This is a genomic window from Plantactinospora sp. WMMB782 (genome assembly GCF_049179135.1).
Taxonomy (GTDB): Bacteria; Actinomycetota; Actinomycetes; order Mycobacteriales; family Micromonosporaceae; genus Plantactinospora.
This window is the reverse complement of record NZ_JBMHMC010000007.1, coordinates 157,836-177,204: the sequence shown is the minus strand read 5'-3', so window position 1 is coordinate 177,204 and position 19,369 is coordinate 157,836. Positions and strand designations below refer to the sequence as shown.

Genomic DNA, 19,369 nt, shown 5'->3' with positions numbered 1-19,369 from the left:
GGATCGCGGATGGACGCGAATCCGAGGATAAGTTAGCCTGCCCTTACTAAGGTCAGGCTAACTCCTGCTGGAGGTCGACGTCATGCAGCCCAGCTCCGCGGAGGTGGCCCGTACCCTCGCCGCCGGTCGGCTCCCCGGCACCGCCCAGGTGGCGTACCGGCCCGGACCGCACCAGGTCCGGCACGCCGTCGACCCGTCCGGCCGGGTACTGCTGCTCGTCTCCGTGGTCAGCGACCTGGCCGCGGCGCTGCGGCCGACCGACGACAGCCGGAGCACCGCGCTGGTGCTCGACGTCCGTGACCTGCCGCCGGCCGCCGGGGCGCCGCCGCTCGGTCGGGTGTGGATCTCCGGCTGGCCGGAGCCGCTGGCCGGGATCGAGGCACGGCAGGCGGCCCTCGACTTCGCCGAGGTCGTGCCGACCGGTGACCTGCTGGACATCGGGCGCGGCTGCACGCTCTACCGCTTCGAGCCGGCGGAGATCCGGCTGGAACGGGCCGGCACGGTGCGCGACGTCGAACCGGCCGAGTACGCCGCCGCCGAACCGGACCCGCTGCATCCGCTGGAACGGGACCTGCTGGCCGACCTCGCGGACCACCACGGGCCGGAGATCGCCGCCTTCCTCCGGCGGCAGCTCGGCGACCTCGTGCCACCGGCCGGCGTGGCCGAGCCGCCGCCCCGGGTGCTCCGGCTGGACCGGTACGGCATGGTGGTGGCGCTCGGCGGACGCGGTACCCGTTGCCGGGCCCGGCTCGCCTTTCCGCGCCCGCTCGCCGGCCAGGCGGACCTGGCCGAGCTGCTGCACCCGGTGCTGTGCCGGCGGCGGCAGCAGTCGCCGGAGCGGCCGGTCGCCAGCTCGCCCGACCAGGGCCGGGCCGACCGCTGACCCCTGCCAGTTCGTCAGCCGTCGCGTTGTGCTCCGCCCGGCGGGCCGGGCGCGGCCGGTGCTCCGGTGAGCCGGGAGACGTCCCCGGCCAGATACCGCTGCAAGGTCGGGGCGACCGCCGCGACCACCACGTCCGGCGGCGCCGAGGCGAGCGGCTCCAGCCGCAGGATGTAGCGGACGATGACCAGGCCGGACATCTGGGTGGCGACGAGCGAGGAGCGCAGCGGCGCCTCGGCCGGGTCGATCTCCAGCATCCCGGTCGCCCGGCGGAGCACCTGGGTCTCCAGGAACTCCCGGAGCAGCCGGGCGGTCCACTCGTTGTTCATCGCCGAGCGGAACAGCGCCGCCGCGGCCGTGCCGGCGGGGGAGTCCCAGACCCGCAGGAAGGTCCGGACCAGCCGTTCGCCGATCCCGTCCAGCCCACCGGCGGCGATCTGCGGCAGCACCTCCTGCGGGTCGAACGGGATGTCGATGGTGGCCAGGAAGAGCTGGTCCTTGGTGCCGAAGTAGTGGTGGACCAGTGCCGGGTCGACTCCGGCGCCGGTCGCGATGGCCCGGATCGAGGTGTGGTCGAAGCCGCGCTCGGCGAACGCCTCCCGAGCGGCTCTCAGGATCCCCTCCCGGGTGTCGGGGTTGCCCGGTCGCCGTCCGCTCCGTCGTGCCATCGCCGTCCTCGTGTCAGTCTGCTCCGACGCCGGCCGGCGCCGTTCGTGCCGGGCACCGGCCGGCGACGCGGAGGTCAGCCGGTACGCCGCCGTAACGTGGCCGCGGCCAGCACCAGCGCGACGACGACGGCCCCGCCCACCACCGCCACGTCCCGCCACATCGTGCCGGTCGGCTCGGCATGCGTGCCGACCTCCTGCAACGCCTCGACCGCGTACGACAGCGGCAGCGCGTCGCTGACCGCCTGTAGCCAACCGGCCATCTGGTCGCGGGCGACGAACAGACCGCAGAGCAGGAGCTGTGGAATCACCACGACCGGCATGAACTGTACGGCCTGGAACTCGGTCCGGGCGAAAGCACTGCAGAAGAGTCCCAACGCGACCCCGAGTACGGCGTTGACCACCGCGATCAGCACCACCAGCCCGCCGTCGCCGGCCGTGGAGAGGTCGAAGAGCCAGTACGCCGCACCGGTCGCCAGGCTGGCCTGGACGGCGGCGGCCAGCCCGAACGCGAGGCCGTAGCCGAAGAGCAGGTCGAGCTTGCCCAGCGGGGTGGTGAGCAGCCGTTCCAGCGTGCCGGAGGTGCGCTCGCGGAGCATGGCGATGCTTGTCACCAGGAACATGATCACGAACGGGAAGATGCCGAGCATGACCAGCGCGAGCCGGTCGAAGGTGTCCGGCTGACCCGGCGGGGTGGGCTGGTCGCCGAACATGTAGTAGAGCAGCGTGAGCAGCACCACCGGCACCACCAGCAGCATCGCCACGGTACGCCGGTCGTGCCGCAGTTGCCGCAGGATGCGGCCGGTGGTGACGGCCAGGATGCGCGGGTTCATCGGGCCGCCCTCTCGTCGCCGCTGCCGGTGAGTGATCGCCCGCCGGTCCCGGTGCGCGCAGGTGCGGTCGGGTCGGTCGGTTCGGTCGCCCGGATCAGCCGGAGGAACGCTTCCTCCAGGTCGTCGGTGCCGGCGTTCGCGCGTACCGCCGCCAGGGTGTCGTCGGCGATCAGTCGGCCCTCGCGGATCAGCAGCAGCCGGTCGCACCGGGCGGCCTCGTCCATCACGTGACTGGAGACCAGCAGCGTGGCGCCCTCCTTGGCCATCGCCTGGAACCGCTGCCACAGCTCGGCCCGGAGCACCGGGTCCTGGCCCACCGTCGGCTCGTCCAGGATCACCACCTCGGGACGGCCGACCAGGGCGCAGGCGAGCGAGGCCCGGCTGCGCTGCCCGCCGGAGAGGGTGCCGACGAGCTGGCCGGCGGCGTCCGCCAGCCCGACGGCGGCGATCGCCTGGTCCGCGTCGGCCCGGCCGAGCCCGTAGAGCCGGCCGAAGTAGCGGGCGTTCTCCCGGACGGTCAGGTCCGGATAGACGCTCGGCGCCTGGGTCAGGTAGCCGAGCCGCCGCCGCAGGCCCCGGCTGCCGGCCGGCTCGCCGAGCACCGTGACGCTGCCGCTGGTCACGGTCTGCACGCCGACGATGGCCCGGAGCAGCGTGGTCTTGCCGCTGCCGCTCGGGCCGAGCAGGCCGGTGACGGTGCCGCGCGGCACGGTGCAGTCGATCCCCTGCAGCACCCGCCGTCCGCCGCGGGTCACGACGAGGTCGCGGACCTCGATCGCGGTCTCCATGACGCCTCCCTCCAAAACTCATCAAGTGTTGAAATCAACGCTAGTTGAAATCTTCGCCGCCGGCAATCATCGGCCCCCGGCCCCCGGTGGACCGTCGGTCGGTCGCCCACCGGGGCCGGCGGGGGCGGTTTCCCCGTGCCGGGTCGGCGGGTACGGAAGATCGCCGCCGGCGGCGGGATGCGAGGCTGGACCGGCGGATCGGACGGTACGGCGAACGGAGCGAGGCGATGCGCAAGCGCAGGATCGGTGCCATCGGACCGGAGGTGTCGGCGATCGGGCTCGGCTGTATGGGGATGAGCATGGCGTACGGGCCCGCGGACGACGAGGAGTCGACCAGGACCCTGCACCGTGCCCTCGACCTGGGCATCGACCACCTGGACACCGCCGACATGTACGGGCGGGGGCACAACGAGGAACTGCTTGCCCCGGTGTTGCGCGAGCGCCGCGACGAGGTGTTCCTGGCGACCAAGTTCGGCCACCGGTTCGCCGACGAGGCTGACGGCAGCGCCTCGCCCGGGGTGTACGTCGACAGCTCCGCCGGATGGGTTCGGCAGGCATGCGACGCCTCGCTGGCCCGGCTCGGGGTCGACACCATAGACCTCTACTACCTGCACCGGCGCAACCCCGACACCCCGATCGAAGAGACCATCGGGGCGATGGCGGAACTGGTGGTGGACGGCAAGGTCCGGTTCATCGGGCTCTCCGAGGTGAGTCCGGCGACGCTGCGGGCCGCGCACGCCGTACATCCGGTGGCGGCGGTGCAGATGGAGTACTCGCTGTTCAGTCGGGACGTCGAGCGGGAGATGCTGGCCACCTGCCGGGATCTCGGGGTCGCGCTGGTGGCGTACTCGCCGGTGGGGCGGGGACTGCTGACCGGGACGATAAGCAGCCGGGACCAGCTCGACGCCGACGACTTCCGCAACGGGGTGCCCCGGTTCGCGCGGGAGAACCTGGACGCCAACCTGGAACTGGTGGCCCGGGTCGAGGCGGTGGCCGCCGAGATCGGCTGCACCCCGGCCCAGGCGGCACTGGCCTGGCTGCTCGCCCAGGGCGAGGACGTGTTGCCGATCCCCGGCACCAAGCGGGTGCACTACCTGGAGGAGAACGCCGCCGTCGTCGACCTGCGGCTCACCGGCGACCAGGCGGCCAAGCTCTCCGCCGCGGTGCCGGTCGGCGCGGCGGCCGGGCAGCGCTACCCGGAGCAGTCGACACGATTCATCGGCAAGTAAGTGACGAAACGCCCAGGCGACGCGTGATCGGGCGTTGCGTCATGATCGGAGCTGCGGCACGATGACGCCGTGGATCACGGTCCGTTACGGCAACTCGGGTTCCTCGACGACTGGACGGACCGGTTGCGCCAACTGCCCGGCCCGCCCGTCGTCGGGGTGCTGCTGCGCGGCAGCTACGCCCGGGGCGCCGCCACGCCGTACAGCGACGTGGACATCGATGTGCTGGTCAGCGGTGGGCCGTACGTGGCATACCCGGCCTTCCTGGTGGAGGCGGGCGATCGGCTGACGCACCTGTCGGTCGCCGTCCGGGACGTCGATTCCTGGCTCGAACGCCTCGACCGGCCGGCCGACTGGTCCTTCGGACTGCCCGTCGTCGCGCCCGTACGGTTACTCTGGGCACACGAATCCTGGCGGTCGTCGATCGACCTGACCGAGATCCGGCAGCGCCCGGCCGAGCCCGACCTCGAAGACCTGGTCGCCGCGCTCGGCAAGGTCGGCGGGGCCTGCGCGGCCGGTGCCGAGTACGACGCCCGGCTCGCCGCCGCCGACCTGGCCCGGCGTTGCCCGTCGGTGCTCCGGCTGGCCAACCCGCCGGTCAGCGTGGCCAGTCGGGGCGACGCGCTGACCGCCGCGCTGGACCTGCCGGTCGCGCCGGCCGGCTACCGCGACGACCTGCTGACCTGCCTCGGGCTGCGCCCCGACACGCTGCCCCGGCTGCACGCCGCCGCACACCGCCTGGTCGCCGGCACGGTGGCGCTGGCCCGCCCGTACGCCGGGGAACTGGCCCGGGTCGTCGGTGCCGATCTCGCCGCCGCCCTGCACGACGGCCGACTGGACCGCTACGTGACCCAACTCGCCCAACCCGTCCAGCCCGCGCGGCCCGCCCAGCTCGCGCAACCCGCGCAGCTTGCTCGGCCCGCGCAGCTTGCTCGGCCCGCGCAGCTTGCTCGGCCCGCGCAGCCCGTCCGGGCGGTCGGTCCGGTGGCCGGGACCACTGCGGGGCGCGGGAGCGGGGACGGGTGGACGGCACCCGTGCCGCGTGCGAAACAATCGGGAACTATGCCCGTACCCGATCTCTCCGCCCCGGCGGCCGCGCCCGGGCCGGCGCCGGGCGGCCCCGCCCGGCCCTCGGCCCTCGACCCGGCGATCGCCGCCCGGCTGCGCCGCACCCCCGACGGACTCGTCGCCGCCGTGGTCCGGGCGCACGACAGCGGCGACGTGCTGATGGTCGCCTGGATGGACGACGAGGCGCTGCACCGCACCCTGACCACCGGCCGGGCCACCTACTGGTCGCGCAGCCGGGGGGAATACTGGGTCAAGGGCGAGACCTCCGGGCACCACCAGTACGTCCGGTCGGTGGCGCTGGACTGCGACGGCGACGCCGTACTGGTGAGCGTCGAACAGGTCGGCGCGGCCTGCCACACCGGAAACCGGACCTGCTTCTCCGACGAACTGCCGGTCAGCGGCAAGACTTCCGCCGAGCCGACGGCATGACCTTTCTTCAGGCGGTGACCCGATGACCACCGGAGCGGTGAGCCCGGACGAGGCGACCTTCCGCGAACTGGCCCGGACCCGGCGGGTGGTGCCGGTGGTCCGGCGACTCCTCGCCGACGGGGAGACCCCGGTCGGGGTCTACCGCAAGCTGGCCGGCGGGCCGGGGACCTTCCTGCTGGAGTCGGCGGAACAGGGCGCCGGAGCGGCCGGGATCGCCTGGTCGCGGTACTCGTTCGTCGGGGTACGCAGCGCCGCCACCCTGGTCGAGCGGGACGGCCTGGCGCACTGGCTCGGTACGCCCCCGGCCGGACTGCCGACCGGCGGCGACCCGATGGCGGCGCTGCGGGCCACCGTGGCGGCGCTGACCGGCCCGGCAGCCGTCGGGCCGGTCGGACCCGGGCGCGGCCCCCTGCCACCGCTGCTCGGCGGCATGGTCGGCTACCTCGGCTACGACGTGGTACGCCGCTTCGAGCGGTTGCCGTCGCTGACCGAGGACGACCTGAAGCTGCCCGAACTGGGCATGATGCTCGCCACCGACCTGGTCGTGCTGGACCACTTCGACGGCTCCGCGATCCTGGTGGCCAACGCCCTGCTGCCGGCACCGGAGACGGCGACCCCCGGGGACGCCCCGGCAGCCCCGGCCGGGCTCGACGCCCCGGCAGCCCCGGCAGCCCCGGCCGGTCCGGGCGACCAGGCAGCCCCGGCCGGTCCGGGCGCCGGGGACCGGGCGGCGCAGGTGACGGCGGCGTACCACCAGGCGGTCGGCCGGCTGGACGCGATGACGAGCGCGCTGTCCCGACCGATCCCGCCGATGATCGCCACGGTCGACCGGCCGGCGCCGGGCGAGGTGCTCAGCCGGACCGCCGAGGGGGAGTACCCGAAGGCGGTCGAGGTGGCCAAGGAGGCGATCCGGGCCGGCGAGTGCTTCCAGATCGTGCTGGCCCAGCGCTTCGAGCGGGAGACCCGGGCCGACCCGCTGGACGTCTACCGGGTGCTCCGGGCCACCAACCCGAGCCCGTACATGTACCTGCTCCGGTTCGACGACTTCGACATCGTCGGGTCGTCCCCGGAGGCGCACCTGAAGGTCACCGCCGGGGCCGACGGGCAGCGGCAGGCGATGCTGCACCCGATCGCCGGCACCCGGCCCCGGGGGAGCAGCCCGGCCGACGACGGCCGGCTGGCCGCCGAGCTGATCACCGACCCGAAGGAGCGGGCCGAGCACGTCATGCTCGTCGACCTGGGCCGCAACGACCTCGGCCGGGTCTGCCGGCCGGGCACGGTCGAGGTGCCGGAGTTCGCCACGATCGAGCGGTACAGCCACGTGATGCACATCGTCTCGACAGTGGTGGGGACGCTGCGGGAGGACCGGACCGCCTTCGACGCGCTCGCCGCGACCTTCCCGGCCGGCACCCTCTCCGGCGCACCGAAGGTACGCGCGATGGAGATCATCGAGGAACTGGAGCCGACCCGACGGGGCCTGTACGGCGGCACTGTCGGCTACTTCGGCTTCGGTGGCGACCTGGACATGGCGATCGCGATCCGGACCGCGCTGATCCGGGGCGGCCGGGCGTACGTGCAGGCCGGTGCCGGGATCGTCGCCGACTCCGACCCGGCCGCCGAGGACCGGGAGACCCGGAGCAAGGCAGCCGCCGTACTCGCCGCGATCGCGGCTGCCGAGACACTGCGGCCGGCCCGGTGACCGTCGGCGGCGCACCGGCGGCCGACCCGTCGGCCGGCACGTCGACCGACCCGTCGACCGACCCGTCGACAGTCGGGTGGGCCCGGTCGGCCGGGCGGCGCGAGTTGGCGTACGCGGTGCTGCTCTGCCTGCTCGGCGCGGGCCTGGCGGTGCTCGCGGCGACCCGGACCTGGTCGGTGGAGCTGACCGCCCGCCCGGTGCCGCTGCCGCCCGACCGGGCGGCCCGGACCGGCGGCGACCTGCTGCCCTGGCTGCCGGCGCTGGCCCTGGTCGGGTTGGCCGGCGCCGGAGCGTTGCTGGGCACCCGGGGCATCGGGCGCCGGCTGGTCGGCGGGCTGCTGGCGCTGCTCGGCGCCGGGGTGGCGGCCGGTGCCGGCTACGCCGTTCTCGGCACCGGCGGCGAGGTGTCCGCAGGCTGGCCGCTGCTCTGTGCGCTGGGTGGCCTGCTGGTCGGCGCGGCCGGGGTGCTCACCGCGCTCCGCGGTGCCGGCTGGCCGGTGATGGGTGCCCGTTACGACCGGGCCCGGCCGGCCGGGGCGGGCCGGGAGGCGACCGCCCCGGACGGGCGGGTCGACGCCCGGCGGACCACGGCCGCCTGGGACGCGCTGGACCGGGGCGAGGACCCGACGGCCGGCTGAGTCTGCGGCTGCCCGGTGGCCGGGCGGCCGGGGTTCGGCACGGTCGCGGGTACCGCGGGCGGGGCGGAGGCCAGCGCCGCCACCAGGGCGCGGATCTCGTCGCGCCGCAGCGCCCGGTCCCGGTCGGCGCAGATCGCCTCCCAGGCGTTGCCCCGGGCGGTCCGCATCCGGGCGTCGCCGACCACCGCCCGCTCCACGCTGTGCACCATGCCGACGGCGGCCGAGAGTACGGCCCGGGGGATGCTGCTCAGGTCGATGCCGGAGTCAGGCTTCGCAACGCTCATGGTCTTCCCCGCACGGAAATCGATCCGACTGGTCGGCGGCGGCCCCGCGACCAGTGTGCCCGACTCAGATGGTGCCGAGCCGGTGTTTCCGGCCGGTCACCCCCGGCTTAACGGTTCGTAGGTGTTCCGGGCCCACCATTCGGGAGAACGGCGGGGTTGCCGTCCGGCTTCCTTGACTTCCGTCACAGCCGTCCCGCCGGCCACCCCGGTCGTCGCCTGGCAGGGCCACCCCGGTCGTCGCCGGGCGGCGTCCGCTCACCGGCCGGCTCGCCGCGCGCTTCCGATGGCGCAGCGTGATAATCCGCTCACAAGGTCGGCCATTATGCCCCAGCCCATCTCGTGAAGCACGCCATACCCCCGGAGGCGTCCGTCCCGTGGCGACGCCTAGCATCGGCCCATGACACCCGGAGAGGGGAGTCCGTTGGTGACTGCTGAGCAACCGCACGCGGCGGGAGACGAAGCCGGATCGGCGACGTCCGCCAACGTGCTCGACGAGATCCTCGCCGGAGTCCGCGAGGACGTCGCACGGCGGCAGGAACAGGTGCCGCTGGAGCAGATCAAGCAACTGGCGGCGGCAGCCGCACCACCCCGGGACGCCTACGCGGCGCTGCGCCGCCCCGGCGTCGGGGTGATCGCCGAGGTGAAGCGCTCCTCACCGTCCAAGGGGCAGCTCGCCGAGATCGCCGACCCGGCCGACCTGGCCGGTGACTACGCCGCCGGTGGGGCGCGCTGCATCAGCGTACTCACCGAGGGGCGCTGGTTCGGCGGGTCGCTGGAGGACCTGGCGGCGGTCCGGGACGCGGTGGACATCCCGGTGCTCCGCAAGGACTTCGTCGTCTCCAGTTACCAGGTGCACGAGGCCCGGGCGCACGGCGCCGACCTGGTGCTGCTGATCGTCGCCGCGCTGGAGCAGAACGTGCTGGTCGGCCTCCTGGAGCGGATCGAGTCGCTGGGCATGACCGCGCTGGTCGAGGTGCACGACGAGGAGGAGGCGGACCGCGCCATGGAGGCCGGTGCCCGGGTGATCGGGGTGAACGCCCGCAACCTGCGCACCCTGGAGGTCGACCGGTCGGTCTTCGAGCGGATCGCCCCGGGCCTGCCGAACAACGTCGTCAAGATCGCCGAGTCCGGGGTGCGCGGCCCGCACGACCTGATCCGGTACGCCTCGGCCGGTGCCGACGCCGTACTTGTCGGCGAGGGGCTGGTCACCCAGAAGAGCCCCCGGGAGGCGGTGGCCGAACTGGTCAACGCCGGCAACCACCCGGCGACCCCCCGCCCGGTCCGATGAGCACGGGCACCGGGCCGGCCGGCGGGACGGAACTGCCGGACCTGGCCGGGCACTTCGGCCCGTACGGCGGCCGGTTCGTCCCCGAGGCGCTCGTCGCCGCGCTCGACGAACTCGACAACGCCTACCAGAAGGCGCTGGCCGACGAGTCCTTCAGCACCGAGTTCACCCGGCTGCTGCGGGAGTACGCCAACATCCCGTCGCCGCTCTTTCCGGCCGAGCGGCTCTCCGCCCGGGTCGGGGCGCGGGTGCTGCTCAAACGCGAGGACCTCAACCACACCGGCGCGCACAAGGTGCGCAACGTGCTGGGGCAGGCGCTGCTCACCAAGCGGATGGGCAAGCCCCGGGTGATCGCCGAGACCGGCGCCGGCCAGCACGGGGTGGCGAGCGCGACCGCTGCCGCGTACCTCGATCTGGAGTGCGTGGTCTACATGGGTGAGCTGGACACCCAGCGGCAGGCCCTGAACGTCGCCCGGATGCGGATGCTCGGCGCCACGGTGGTCCCGGTGACCACCGGCTCGCGCACCCTCAAGGACGCGATGAACGAGGCGATGCGGGACTGGGTGGCGAACGTCGACCGGACGCACTACCTGATCGGCACCACCGCCGGCCCGCACCCGTTCCCGGCGATGGTCCGGCAGTTCGTCCGGGGCATCGGGGTGGAGGCCCGGCAGCAGTGCCTGGAGCTGACCGGCGGGCTGCCGGACGCGGTGACCGCCTGCGTCGGCGGCGGCTCCAACGCGCTCGGCATCTTCCACGCCTTCGTGCCCGACGCCGACGTCCGGCTCTACGGCTTCGAGGCCGGCGGCGACGGGATCGAGACCGGGCGGCACGCGTCGAGCATCACCGGCGGCTCGTCCGGGGTGCTGCACGGCGCCCGCACCTACGTGTTGCAGGACGCCGACGGGCAGACGGTCGAGTCGCACTCGATCTCGGCCGGGCTGGACTATCCCGGGGTCGGCCCCGAGCACGCCTGGCTGAACGACGCCGGGCGGGCCCGGTACGCGCCGGTCACCGACGCCGAGGCGATGGACGCCTTCCAGTTGCTCTGCCGGACCGAGGGGATCATCCCGGCGATCGAGAGCGCACACGCGCTGGCCGGCACACTCAAGATCATCCCTGGTCTCGCCGCCGAACTGGGCCGGGAGCCGACGATCGTGGTCAACCTCTCCGGCCGGGGGGACAAGGACGTGCACACCGCCGGGGAGTACTTCGGCATCCTCGACGGCGACCGGAGGTGAGCGGGATGACCGCCGGATCGGACCGGAGCGCCGGAGCGGACCGGAGCATCGGGGTCGCCTTCGAGAAGGCCCGTGCCGAGGGGCGGGCCCTGCTGGTCGGCTGCATGCCGGCCGGCTTCCCCACCGTGGACGGCAGCATCGCCGCGATGCGCGCCATGGTCGACGCCGGGGTCGACGTCATCGAGCTGGAGATCCCGTACTCCGACCCGGTGATGGACGGGCCGGTCATCCAGCGGGCCAGCGACATCGCCCTGGCCGGCGGGGTACGCACCCGGGACGCGCTGCGGATCGTCGAGACGGTCGCCGCCACCGGTGCCCCGGTGGTGATCATGACCTACTGGAACCCGATCGAGCGCTACGGCGTCGACGCCTTCGCCCGGGACCTCGCCGCCGCCGGTGGCACCGGCCTGATCACCCCGGACCTGATCCCGGAGGAGGCCGGCGAGTGGCTGGCCGCCTCCGACGCGTACGGGCTGGACCGGACCTTCCTGGTCGCGCCCTCGTCGACCGACCGGCGGCTGGCGATGACCGTCGAGCACTGCCGGGGCTTCGTCTACGCCACCGCCCTGATGGGGGTGACCGGGGCCCGGGAGCGGACCTCGGACGACGCGCCGACCCTGGTCGGCCGGGTCCGGGCGGTCAGCTCGCTGCCGGTCGGGGTGGGTCTCGGCGTCGGCACCGGCGCCCAGGCCGCCGAGGTCGGCCGGTACGCCGACGGCGTGATCGTGGGCAGCGCCCTGATCCGCTGCCTGCTGGACGCCCCGGACGAGGCGGCCGGGCTCGCCGCGCTGGGCAGGCTCAGCGCCGAACTCGCCGAAGGCGTCCGAACCGTCCGGCGCTGACCGCCACACCGCCCGCCTGCCCGTCCGCGCCTACGCCACCGCTCTCCGGTCCTCGCCGTTCTTCGTCCGTCTTCTTCGCTGCCGCGTTCGGCCCGTCCGTCTTCACCTCCGCTGCCGCGTTCGGCCCGCCCGTCCCCGCCTTCGCTGCCGCGCTCGGGCCTCGCTCGTCTGTCGGTCCTGCCTACGACCGGCGCAAACAGGCGAGCAGGCAAGCGTGGGCCGTATCGGGACGAAACAGGCGGGCTTCGCCGGAAGGCAGCAACCGGACCGGGGTGCCGCAGGCAGGGGGTGCGACGGTAGCCTGTGCACCCGTGACCCTCGCCTCGCTCTCTCCTCAGGCGGCCCTGCCGAGTCCCGCCACCGCCGTGTGGCAGCTCGGGCCGGTGCCGGTCCGGGCCTACGCGCTCTGCATCGTGCTCGGAATCGTGGTCGCCTGCGCGGTGACCGAGCTGCGGCTGCGCCGCCGGGGCGCCGCGCCCTGGGCGGTGCTGGACATCGCCGTCTGGGCGGTTCCGTTCGGCATCGTCGGTGCCCGGATCTACCACGTGATCACCTCGCCCGGCTCCTACTTCGGCGCCGATGGCGAGCCGATCCGGGCCCTCTACATCTGGGAGGGCGGGCTCGGCATCTGGGGCGCCGTCGCGGGCGGCGCGGTCGGCGCCTGGCTGGCCGCCCGGCAGCTCGGCCTGCCGCTGACCATGGTGGCCGACGCGCTCGCCCCGGGCATGCCGCTGGCCCAGGCCGTCGGCCGGATCGGCAACTGGTTCAACAACGAGCTGTTCGGCGGGCCGACGACGCTGCCCTGGGGCCTGGAGATCCACCGGATGGACCCGGCCAACCCGGGGCACGCCCTGCTCGACGACAGCGGCAACCCGGTGCTCGAACCCGGGCTCTTCCACCCGACCTTCCTCTACGAGGCGCTCTGGAACGTCGGCGTCGCCGGCCTGGTCCTCTTCCTCGACCGGCGGCTCAAGCTCGGCCGGGGCCGGGCATTCGCGCTCTACGTGATGGGCTACACCGCCGGCCGGTTCTGGATCGAGATGATGCGCACCGACGAGGCGACCGAGATCCTCGGCGCCCGGCTCAACGTCTGGACCGCGGTTCTGGTCTTCCTCGGCGCGCTCGTCTACTTCGTCCGGGTCCGGGGTCCGCAGGAGTTCCTGGTCCCGGTCGGTGGCGCGCCCGCACCGCTGGCCGCGGCCGACGCCGTCACCAGCGACGTCTCCCAGGTCGACGTCTCCCGGGTCGACGTCTCCCGGGAGCCGGCCGCGGTCGGCGTGCCGACGGCGTACCGGGTGGTGACCGAGGAGCAGTTCCGGCGCTTCCAGGAGACCGGCGAGGTGCCGCCGGCCGAGGACCCGACCGCACCGACCCGGGCCGACGCCGACTCCGCCGCCGCCGACTCCGGCGCCGACAGCGGCGAAGGCGACGACGACGGCGAAGGCGACGCCGACGGCCGCCACGGCGACAGCGACGGCCAGGAGGGCGCCGGCGTGGACGGCGAACTCGCCGAGGACGGTGCGCCGGCTGGGAGGCCGACAGCCGCCGCCGGGAGGTCGACAGCCGCCGGAAAGCCGGCCGAGACCCGGGACGGCGAGCCGGCCGACGCCGGGGCCGCGCCGGGGACCGCCGACCGGGACCGTTGAGCGGGGGAGCCGGGCCGATGCGTACGGCCGTGGTGGTGGGCGCCGGGATCGGCGGACTGGCGACCGCCGGTGCGCTGGCCCGGTCCGGATGGCAGGTGACCCTGCTGGAACAGGCCGACCGGATACGCGCCGAGCGCACCGCCCTGGTCCTCTGGCCCAACGGGATACGCGCACTGCGCGCACTCGGCCTCGGCGAGGGGCTGGCCGCGATCGCCACCCGGTTGCCCGACGTCGGGGTCCGGCGCCCCGACGGGCACTGGCTGGTGCAGCCCCGCCCCGGGCTCGGCGAGCGCGCGCCGGTGGTCGTACACCGGGAGGACCTGCACGACGCGCTCGTCGCCGGCCTCGGCGACCGGGTGGAGATCCGGACCGGCATCGAGGTCCGGACGGTCCGGATCGGTGACGCCGACGGCGACCGGCCCGCGGTCGGCGACGGGCGCGGCAACTACGAGGCCGACCTCGTCGTCGCCGCCGACGGGATCGACAGCGCGGTACGCCGCCGGCTCGCCCCGGAGGCCACCGTGGTCAGCTCCGGCTGCGCGGCGTGGCGGGCGGTGATCCCCTGGTACCGGGCGCCGCAGCTTCCGCCCGACCGCCCGGTGGACGGCGAGACGCTCGGCGCCGGTTACCGGTTCGTCGCCGCCTCGCTCGGCGACCGGGGCGCCTCCGGCGGCTCCACCCGGGGCGGCATCTACTGGGTGGCGACCGCGGCCGGCGCCTCCCGCCCCGAGTCGCCGGCCACCCAGCTCGCCCTGCTCCGGCGCTGGTTCGCGAACTGGCCGGCGCCGATCGGCGACCTGCTCGCCGCCACCGAGCCGGAGGACCTGGTGCAGCAGGAGGTACGCGAGCTGCGCCCGCTGCCCCGGGCCTACGGCTTCCCGTCCGGTACCGGCGGGGTGGTGCTGCTCGGCGATGCCGCGCACGCGATGCCGCACCACCTGGGTCAGGGCGCCTGTCTCGCCCTGGAGGACGCCGCGACACTGCGTTCGGTGGTCCGGGAGGCGATCCCCGGCCCGGCGCTGCGCGAGGCGGTCGAGTCGTACCACCGGCTGCGCCGTCCCCGGACGGTCACCGTGGTCCGGCAGACCAGGCGGATGTCGGCGGTGTTGCAGGCCCGGGGACGGCTGGCCCTGCGGGCCCGGGACGCCGCGCTCGGCACGATCACGCCCCGGCTGCTGGGCAGCGCGGCGACCGTCGCGGCCCAGTGGCGGCCACCGGAGTAGGCGGGCCGTCGGTCGCCGAAGTGGTCGGGTCGTCGGCCACCGGAGTGGTCGGGTCGTCGGCCGCCGGGTGACCGGTCGGTATCCGAATCGAAGCGGACTGCTGCCCGAGCGGATCCCGCCGGACCCACCGCTTTGTCGGGCAACCGACCGGTCGGGGGGATGCCCCGCACCCGCACGGGTCACGCACACTACCCGGGAGCGAAGGTGAGGGCTCCCAGTTGCGGCACAGCGTGCCTGATCAACAGGTCGGTTCGGAGCGGCGGCACGCCACCCCGGGCGAGGTACGGCTGCTCGGGCCGGTACGCCTGATCGGGCCTCGGGGGCCGGTCGCGCTGCCGGACGGCGCCGGAGCGCTGCTCGGGCTGCTGGCGCTGCGCCCCAACGAGGCCGTCCCGGACGCGGAGCTGCTCGCCGCCCTGGTCGGCCGGGAGGGGCTGGCCCGGACCGGCGCCCGTCCGCTGCACCGGGCGGCGACCCTGCTGGCGGCGGCGCTGACCGGCTGCGGATCGCCCGGAACCCTGGAGGTCCGACCGACCGGCTACCTGCTCCGGATGCCGAGCGGCCGGATCGACGCGAGCCGGTTCAGCCGGCTGGCCGACCGGGCCCGGCAGCGGATGGCGGCCGGTGAGCTGCGCGCCGCCGCCCGGCTGTTCCGGGCCGCCCTGGCCGTCTGGCCCGAGCCGCTGCCGGCCCCGTCCGCCGGGCGGCGGATTGACCGGAGTGCCGGCGCTGATCTCGGTGCCGGTGCTGGCCCCGGTGCCGGTGCTGGTGTCGGTGGTGCTGGTCTTGCCGGTACCGGTACCGGTACCGGCGAGACCAGCCTGCCCGGTCCGTCCGCGGCACCGGACCGGTCCGTCGGGGCGGCACCGGGCGGCGGCGCGGCCGGCGACCCGTACCGGCTCTGTCCGTCCGGGTGGGCCGCCGCCGAGCTGGCGCGGCTGCGCCAGGCCCGGGTCGACGCCTTCGAACAGCGCTGGGAGTGTGCAATGCGGCTCGCCGTGGCGGCACACAACGCCGCCGGCGGTCCGGTCGCGGACCGCACCGTGGTGGCCGCCGGGGCGACGGCCGCCCGGGTGGCGCGGGCGGCGGTCGCCGAACTGGACCGCGCGGTGGCGACACATCCGCTGCGGGCGCGGTTGTGGGAACTGCTGCTCGTCGCGGCGTACCTGCACCAGGGGCGCCGGGCCGCCGCGGAGGTGCACCAACGGGCCCAGCACGTCTTCCGGGAACAGCTCGGCGTCGAACCGGCCGGCCGGGTCTGCGTACTGGCGGCGGCGGTGCGCGCCGGTGAGCTGCCCGAGGACTGGGCGACGGGGCCGGCGGCGGTGTCCGGCCCGGAGGTCCCCGTCGACCCGTCGACGCACCGGGAACGTCCGGCTGCCAGGCTGCCGGTCCCGCTCACCGCCCTGCTCGGCCGGGACGCACTCCTGCACGTCGTCGCCGAGCGGCTGGACCGGCACCGCCTGGTCACACTCACCGGGACGGGCGGGGCCGGCAAGACCCGGCTGGCGGTCGCGGCCGCCGGGGCGGTCACCGACCGGCCGGTCTGGTTCGTCGACCTGACGGCGGTGGAGAGCCCGGTACGGGTACCGCAGGCGGTCGCCGCCGCACTCGGCGTACCGGACGTGGGGCGGGACGTGGTCGAGACGCTCGCCGCCGACCTCGGGCCGGATCGGGCACTGCTGGTGCTGGACAACTGCGAACACCTGGTCAGCGGCTGCGCGGAGCTGGTCGACCGGCTGCTGTCCCGCTGTCCGGGGCTGCGGGTGCTGGCGACCAGCCGGATCGCGCTGCGGCTGGGCGTCGAGTCGTTGATCCGGGTGCCGGCGCTCGGCGTACCCGAGGTGGGTGCCGGGCACAGCCTCGCGGCACTGGCCGCCCATCCGGCCACCCGGCTCTTCCTCGAACGGGCCCGGGACTGCGCCGGCCGACCCGTTCCGGAGGCCAGCGCCGAGGCGGTCGTCCGGCTCTGTGCCGAACTGGACGGGCTGCCGCTGGCGATCGAGCTGGCCGCGGCGCGTACCCCGATGCTGACGGTGCCCGAGATCGTCGGGCGGCTGCGGACCGGCGTACGGCTGCTGCGCAGCCCGGACCCGAGACCGGCCGACCGGCACCGGAGTGTCGCCGCCGCGGTGGAGTCCAGCCTCTGCCTGCTGGACACCGACGCCCGTCGGCTCTTCGACCGGCTCGCGATCTTCACGGGCGGGTTCGACGCCGAGGCGGCCCGCTCGATCGGCGGCCCGTCCGCGCCGGCCGCCCTGACCGCGCTGGTCGAGGCGTCCCTGGTGGAACCGCTGCCGTCCGGCCCCGCCCCGCACGCCGGGACGTCCGGGCCGGGACAGAGCGGGCCCGCCGGAAAGTCCGGGTCGGGCGACGTCACGCATGCCGGGGTGTCCGGGCCGGGCGACGTCACGCACGCCGGGACGTCCGGGCCGGGACAGAGCGGGCCCGCCGGGAAGTCCGGGTCGGGCGACGTCACGCCCGCTGGGAAGTCCGGACCGGGCGACGTCACGCATGCCGGGGCAGCCGGCCCCGGGGAGGGCGGGCAGCCGCGTTACCGGATGCTGGAGCCGGTCCGGCGGTACGCGCTGGACCGGCTGGTCGGCTCCGGCGCCGAGGTGGCCGCCCGGCAGGCACTCGCCAGGTACTGCCTGCAGCTGGCCCAGCACGCCGACGCCCGGCTGCGCGGCGCCGCCCGGGACCGCTGGTTGGCCCGGCTGCGTGCCGAGGAGCCGAACCTGCGGTCCGCGATGACCTGGCTGGCCGAGGCGGGCGCGGCCGGACCGGCACACGGTGACCTGCGGCTGGCCGCCGCCCTCGCGATGTACTGCCGGCTGGCGGGGAACTACCGGGAGGGCCACGCCTGGCTCGCCACGGCGCTGGCCCGGCATCCCGACGCACCGGCCGCGCTGCGCTGCCGGGCCGGGATCGGCGCCGCCATGCTGGCGATGCTGGCCTGTGACTATCCGGCCGCGACCCGGCACGCCGAGCTGGCCCGCGCCGCCTGCCGGGCCACCGGAGACCGCCGAGCCGAGGCGCAGCTGGCACAGATCCTCGGCTCGGTCGCCCGGGAACAGGCCCGGTACGCCGAGTCCGCCGCCCAGCTGGCCACCGCCGGAGCCATCTTCGCCGACTGCGCAGACGAGTGGGCCGAGGCGCAGGTCACCGAGCTGCGTGGCTTCACCGCCTGGCTCGCCGGTGACCTGGACCGGGCCGACGCGCGGCTGTGGGCGAGCCTGCGCCGGCACGAGCGGCTGGGCGACCGGCTGGCGGCGGCGAGCGCACTGACGAACCTCGGCGCGGTCGCGCTGTACCGGGGCGACATCGACCGGGCGTCGGCCCTGCTGGACGTGGCACTGCGGCGGTACTCCGCGACCGGCTTCCCGGAGGGGGTCGGCTGGGCACACAACCTGCGCGGGCTGGTCGAACTGCGCGGCGGGCGTACCGGCCGGGCAGGCCGGCACCTGCGGCTCAGCCTGGCCGCTCACCGGCAGGTCGGCGACCGGTGGCGTACCGCAAGTGTGCTGGAGGCGCTCGCCGAGGTGGCCCGGCAGGACGGCGACCCGGTACGCGGAGCCCGGCTGCTCGGCGCCGCCGACCGGATCCGGGCGGAGATCGGTGCACCGGTGCCGGCCTGCGAACGGGCCGACACCGAGGCGACCGGGCGGGCCCTGCGCGCCCAGCTGGACCTCCCGGCACACCTGTCCGGGCACGGCGGTGGGTTCGCCCCGGCCTACCGGTACGGGCGGGAGGCGTCGCTGGACGCCGTCCTGGCCGGGGACCGCGGGCCGGGCCGGCGGCGGGCGGGTCAGTGGCCGGAGTCGGCGTTCGGGTCGTAGGTGGTGGGCAGCTTGCCGAGTACCCCGTCGACGATGTGGATCCGGCCGCCCGCGACCCGGTAGTCGGCGCAGACGCTCCGCACCTGCTCGCCGATCCGGGCCATCGAGCCGGCGGTGCCGACCGGCAGGGTGCTGCCGTCGAGGGTGCGCAGCGTGCCGGCGGTGACCAGGTCGGCCAGCGGGTGCACGCCGGCCACCAGGTGCGCCCGGACGAGATCCCGCAGCTCGTCCCGGCGGTGGATCATCAGGTCGTCGAGGTCCTCCTCGGAGAACTTCCTCGCGAACGCGTCGTCGGTGGGGGCCAGCACGGTCACCCCGCCCGGTGCGCGCAAGTCGGCCGAGAGGCCGGCGGCGCGTACCGCCGCCTCGAACCGGGTCAGCACCGGGATCCACTGCAACGCCACGTCGCCGGGCTGGTCGGCCAGGGCGGCCGGGTTTCCCGGATCGCTGCCGGTGGGCAGTGCCGAGCAGAGCGGACCGGTCACTCCGGAACCGGCCGCACCGCCGGGGCCGGCGGCCGGCGTCCCGGGCCGGTCCGCCGCGTCCGGCCGGTCCGCCGGGTCGCCGGTGCAGCCGGCAGCGGCCGCCGCCAGCAACGCGGTCGCGACCAGCAGCGCGGCCCGGAATTGCCGCCGGCCGTCCCGGGTACGCCCGGCGGGCCCGATCGACGGCCGGGACGACGAGACGGACGCCACGAAGCGCGCGGACGCCGTCCCGGACGTCCCGACGGGCACTGACGTCTCGACGGGCACTGACGTCTCGACGGGCACTGACGTCTCGACG

Annotated in this window: 15 protein-coding genes and 2 pseudogenes; 12 read left to right on the top strand and 5 right to left on the bottom strand. The window is 75.2% G+C overall.

The genetic code is table 11. The features are described 5' to 3' along the window. Nucleotides 1-82 precede the first annotated feature (82 nt). The gene (locus ACN28A_RS02615; protein WP_421391913.1) at nucleotides 83-883 is read left to right on the top strand and encodes a DUF2470 domain-containing protein; all 801 of its coding nucleotides are present in this window, start codon (nucleotides 83-85) and stop codon (nucleotides 881-883) included. 14 nt (nucleotides 884-897) lie between these two features. On the opposite strand, the gene ACN28A_RS02610 is transcribed toward ACN28A_RS02615, so the two are convergent. The 3 genes from ACN28A_RS02610 to ACN28A_RS02600 form a co-directional block, all read right to left on the bottom strand. Next, on the bottom strand, nucleotides 898-1,548 hold the full coding sequence (locus tag ACN28A_RS02610; RefSeq protein WP_421391911.1) for a TetR family transcriptional regulator: 651 nt from the start codon (nucleotides 1,546-1,548) through the stop codon (nucleotides 898-900). A gap of 74 nt (nucleotides 1,549-1,622) precedes the next feature. Further along, nucleotides 1,623-2,378, bottom strand: a complete 756-nt coding sequence (locus tag ACN28A_RS02605; protein WP_421391908.1) for an ABC transporter permease — start codon at nucleotides 2,376-2,378, stop codon at nucleotides 1,623-1,625. After that, nucleotides 2,375-3,166 (bottom strand): ABC transporter ATP-binding protein, encoded by a 792-nt coding sequence (locus ACN28A_RS02600; protein ID WP_421391905.1) that lies wholly within the window; start codon nucleotides 3,164-3,166, stop codon nucleotides 2,375-2,377. Before ACN28A_RS02600 ends, ACN28A_RS02605 begins: the two co-directional genes overlap by 4 nt. 227 nt (nucleotides 3,167-3,393) lie before the next feature. On the opposite strand from ACN28A_RS02600, the gene ACN28A_RS02595 reads away from it, so the two are divergent. The 5 genes and pseudogenes from ACN28A_RS02595 (at nucleotide 3,394) to ACN28A_RS02575 (ending at nucleotide 8,226) form a co-directional block, all read left to right on the top strand. Then, complete coding sequence (locus tag ACN28A_RS02595) at nucleotides 3,394-4,395, top strand: aldo/keto reductase (RefSeq protein WP_421391902.1); 1,002 nt, start codon at nucleotides 3,394-3,396, stop codon at nucleotides 4,393-4,395. Nucleotides 4,396-4,464: 69 nt separating this feature from the next. Beyond that, a pseudogene (locus ACN28A_RS02590) lies at nucleotides 4,465-5,151 on the top strand (nucleotidyltransferase domain-containing protein); the annotation flags it as partial. A gap of 303 nt (nucleotides 5,152-5,454) precedes the next feature. Beyond that, nucleotides 5,455-5,889 (top strand): phosphoribosyl-AMP cyclohydrolase, encoded by a 435-nt coding sequence (gene hisI, locus ACN28A_RS02585; protein ID WP_421404096.1) that lies wholly within the window; start codon nucleotides 5,455-5,457, stop codon nucleotides 5,887-5,889. Between the two features lie 22 nt (nucleotides 5,890-5,911). Then, nucleotides 5,912-7,588, top strand: coding sequence for an anthranilate synthase component I (locus ACN28A_RS02580; RefSeq protein ID WP_421391901.1), 1,677 nt, complete (start codon nucleotides 5,912-5,914; stop codon nucleotides 7,586-7,588). A gap of 104 nt (nucleotides 7,589-7,692) precedes the next feature. Further along, on the top strand, nucleotides 7,693-8,226 hold the full coding sequence (locus ACN28A_RS02575; protein ID WP_421404094.1) for a Trp biosynthesis-associated membrane protein: 534 nt from the start codon (nucleotides 7,693-7,695) through the stop codon (nucleotides 8,224-8,226). A 47-nt stretch (nucleotides 8,227-8,273) separates the two neighbouring features. Here ACN28A_RS02575 and ACN28A_RS02570 read toward each other — a convergent pair. Next, nucleotides 8,274-8,510 (bottom strand): annotated as a pseudogene (locus ACN28A_RS02570) (hypothetical protein); the annotation flags it as partial. Nucleotides 8,511-8,994: 484 nt separating this feature from the next. Between ACN28A_RS02570 and trpC the strand changes: the two are divergent. From trpC to ACN28A_RS02540, 6 genes are all read left to right on the top strand, one after another. After that, entirely contained in the window at nucleotides 8,995-9,798 is an 804-nt protein-coding gene (trpC, locus tag ACN28A_RS02565) for an indole-3-glycerol phosphate synthase TrpC (protein ID WP_421404092.1), read from the top strand. Beyond that, the gene (trpB, locus tag ACN28A_RS02560) at nucleotides 9,795-11,036 is read left to right on the top strand and encodes a tryptophan synthase subunit beta (protein ID WP_421391900.1); all 1,242 of its coding nucleotides are present in this window, start codon (nucleotides 9,795-9,797) and stop codon (nucleotides 11,034-11,036) included. The genes trpC and trpB overlap by 4 nt, the downstream gene beginning before the upstream one ends. Nucleotides 11,037-11,041: 5 nt before the next feature. Then, nucleotides 11,042-11,878, top strand: a complete 837-nt coding sequence (trpA, locus tag ACN28A_RS02555; RefSeq protein WP_421391897.1) for a tryptophan synthase subunit alpha — start codon at nucleotides 11,042-11,044, stop codon at nucleotides 11,876-11,878. 311 nt (nucleotides 11,879-12,189) lie between these two features. Further along, the gene (gene lgt / locus ACN28A_RS02550) at nucleotides 12,190-13,524 is read left to right on the top strand and encodes a prolipoprotein diacylglyceryl transferase (protein WP_421391895.1); all 1,335 of its coding nucleotides are present in this window, start codon (nucleotides 12,190-12,192) and stop codon (nucleotides 13,522-13,524) included. Nucleotides 13,525-13,541: 17 nt separating this feature from the next. Then, complete coding sequence (locus ACN28A_RS02545; protein WP_421391892.1) at nucleotides 13,542-14,747, top strand: FAD-dependent oxidoreductase; 1,206 nt, start codon at nucleotides 13,542-13,544, stop codon at nucleotides 14,745-14,747. A gap of 230 nt (nucleotides 14,748-14,977) precedes the next feature. After that, entirely contained in the window at nucleotides 14,978-18,586 is a 3,609-nt protein-coding gene (locus tag ACN28A_RS02540; protein ID WP_421391891.1) for an ATP-binding protein, read from the top strand. Here the strand turns inward: ACN28A_RS02540 and ACN28A_RS02535 are convergent. Continuing rightward, the gene (locus ACN28A_RS02535) at nucleotides 18,556-19,281 is read right to left on the bottom strand and encodes a fasciclin domain-containing protein (RefSeq protein ID WP_421391889.1); all 726 of its coding nucleotides are present in this window, start codon (nucleotides 19,279-19,281) and stop codon (nucleotides 18,556-18,558) included. The genes ACN28A_RS02540 and ACN28A_RS02535 overlap by 31 nt on opposite strands. Nucleotides 19,282-19,369 lie beyond the last annotated feature (88 nt).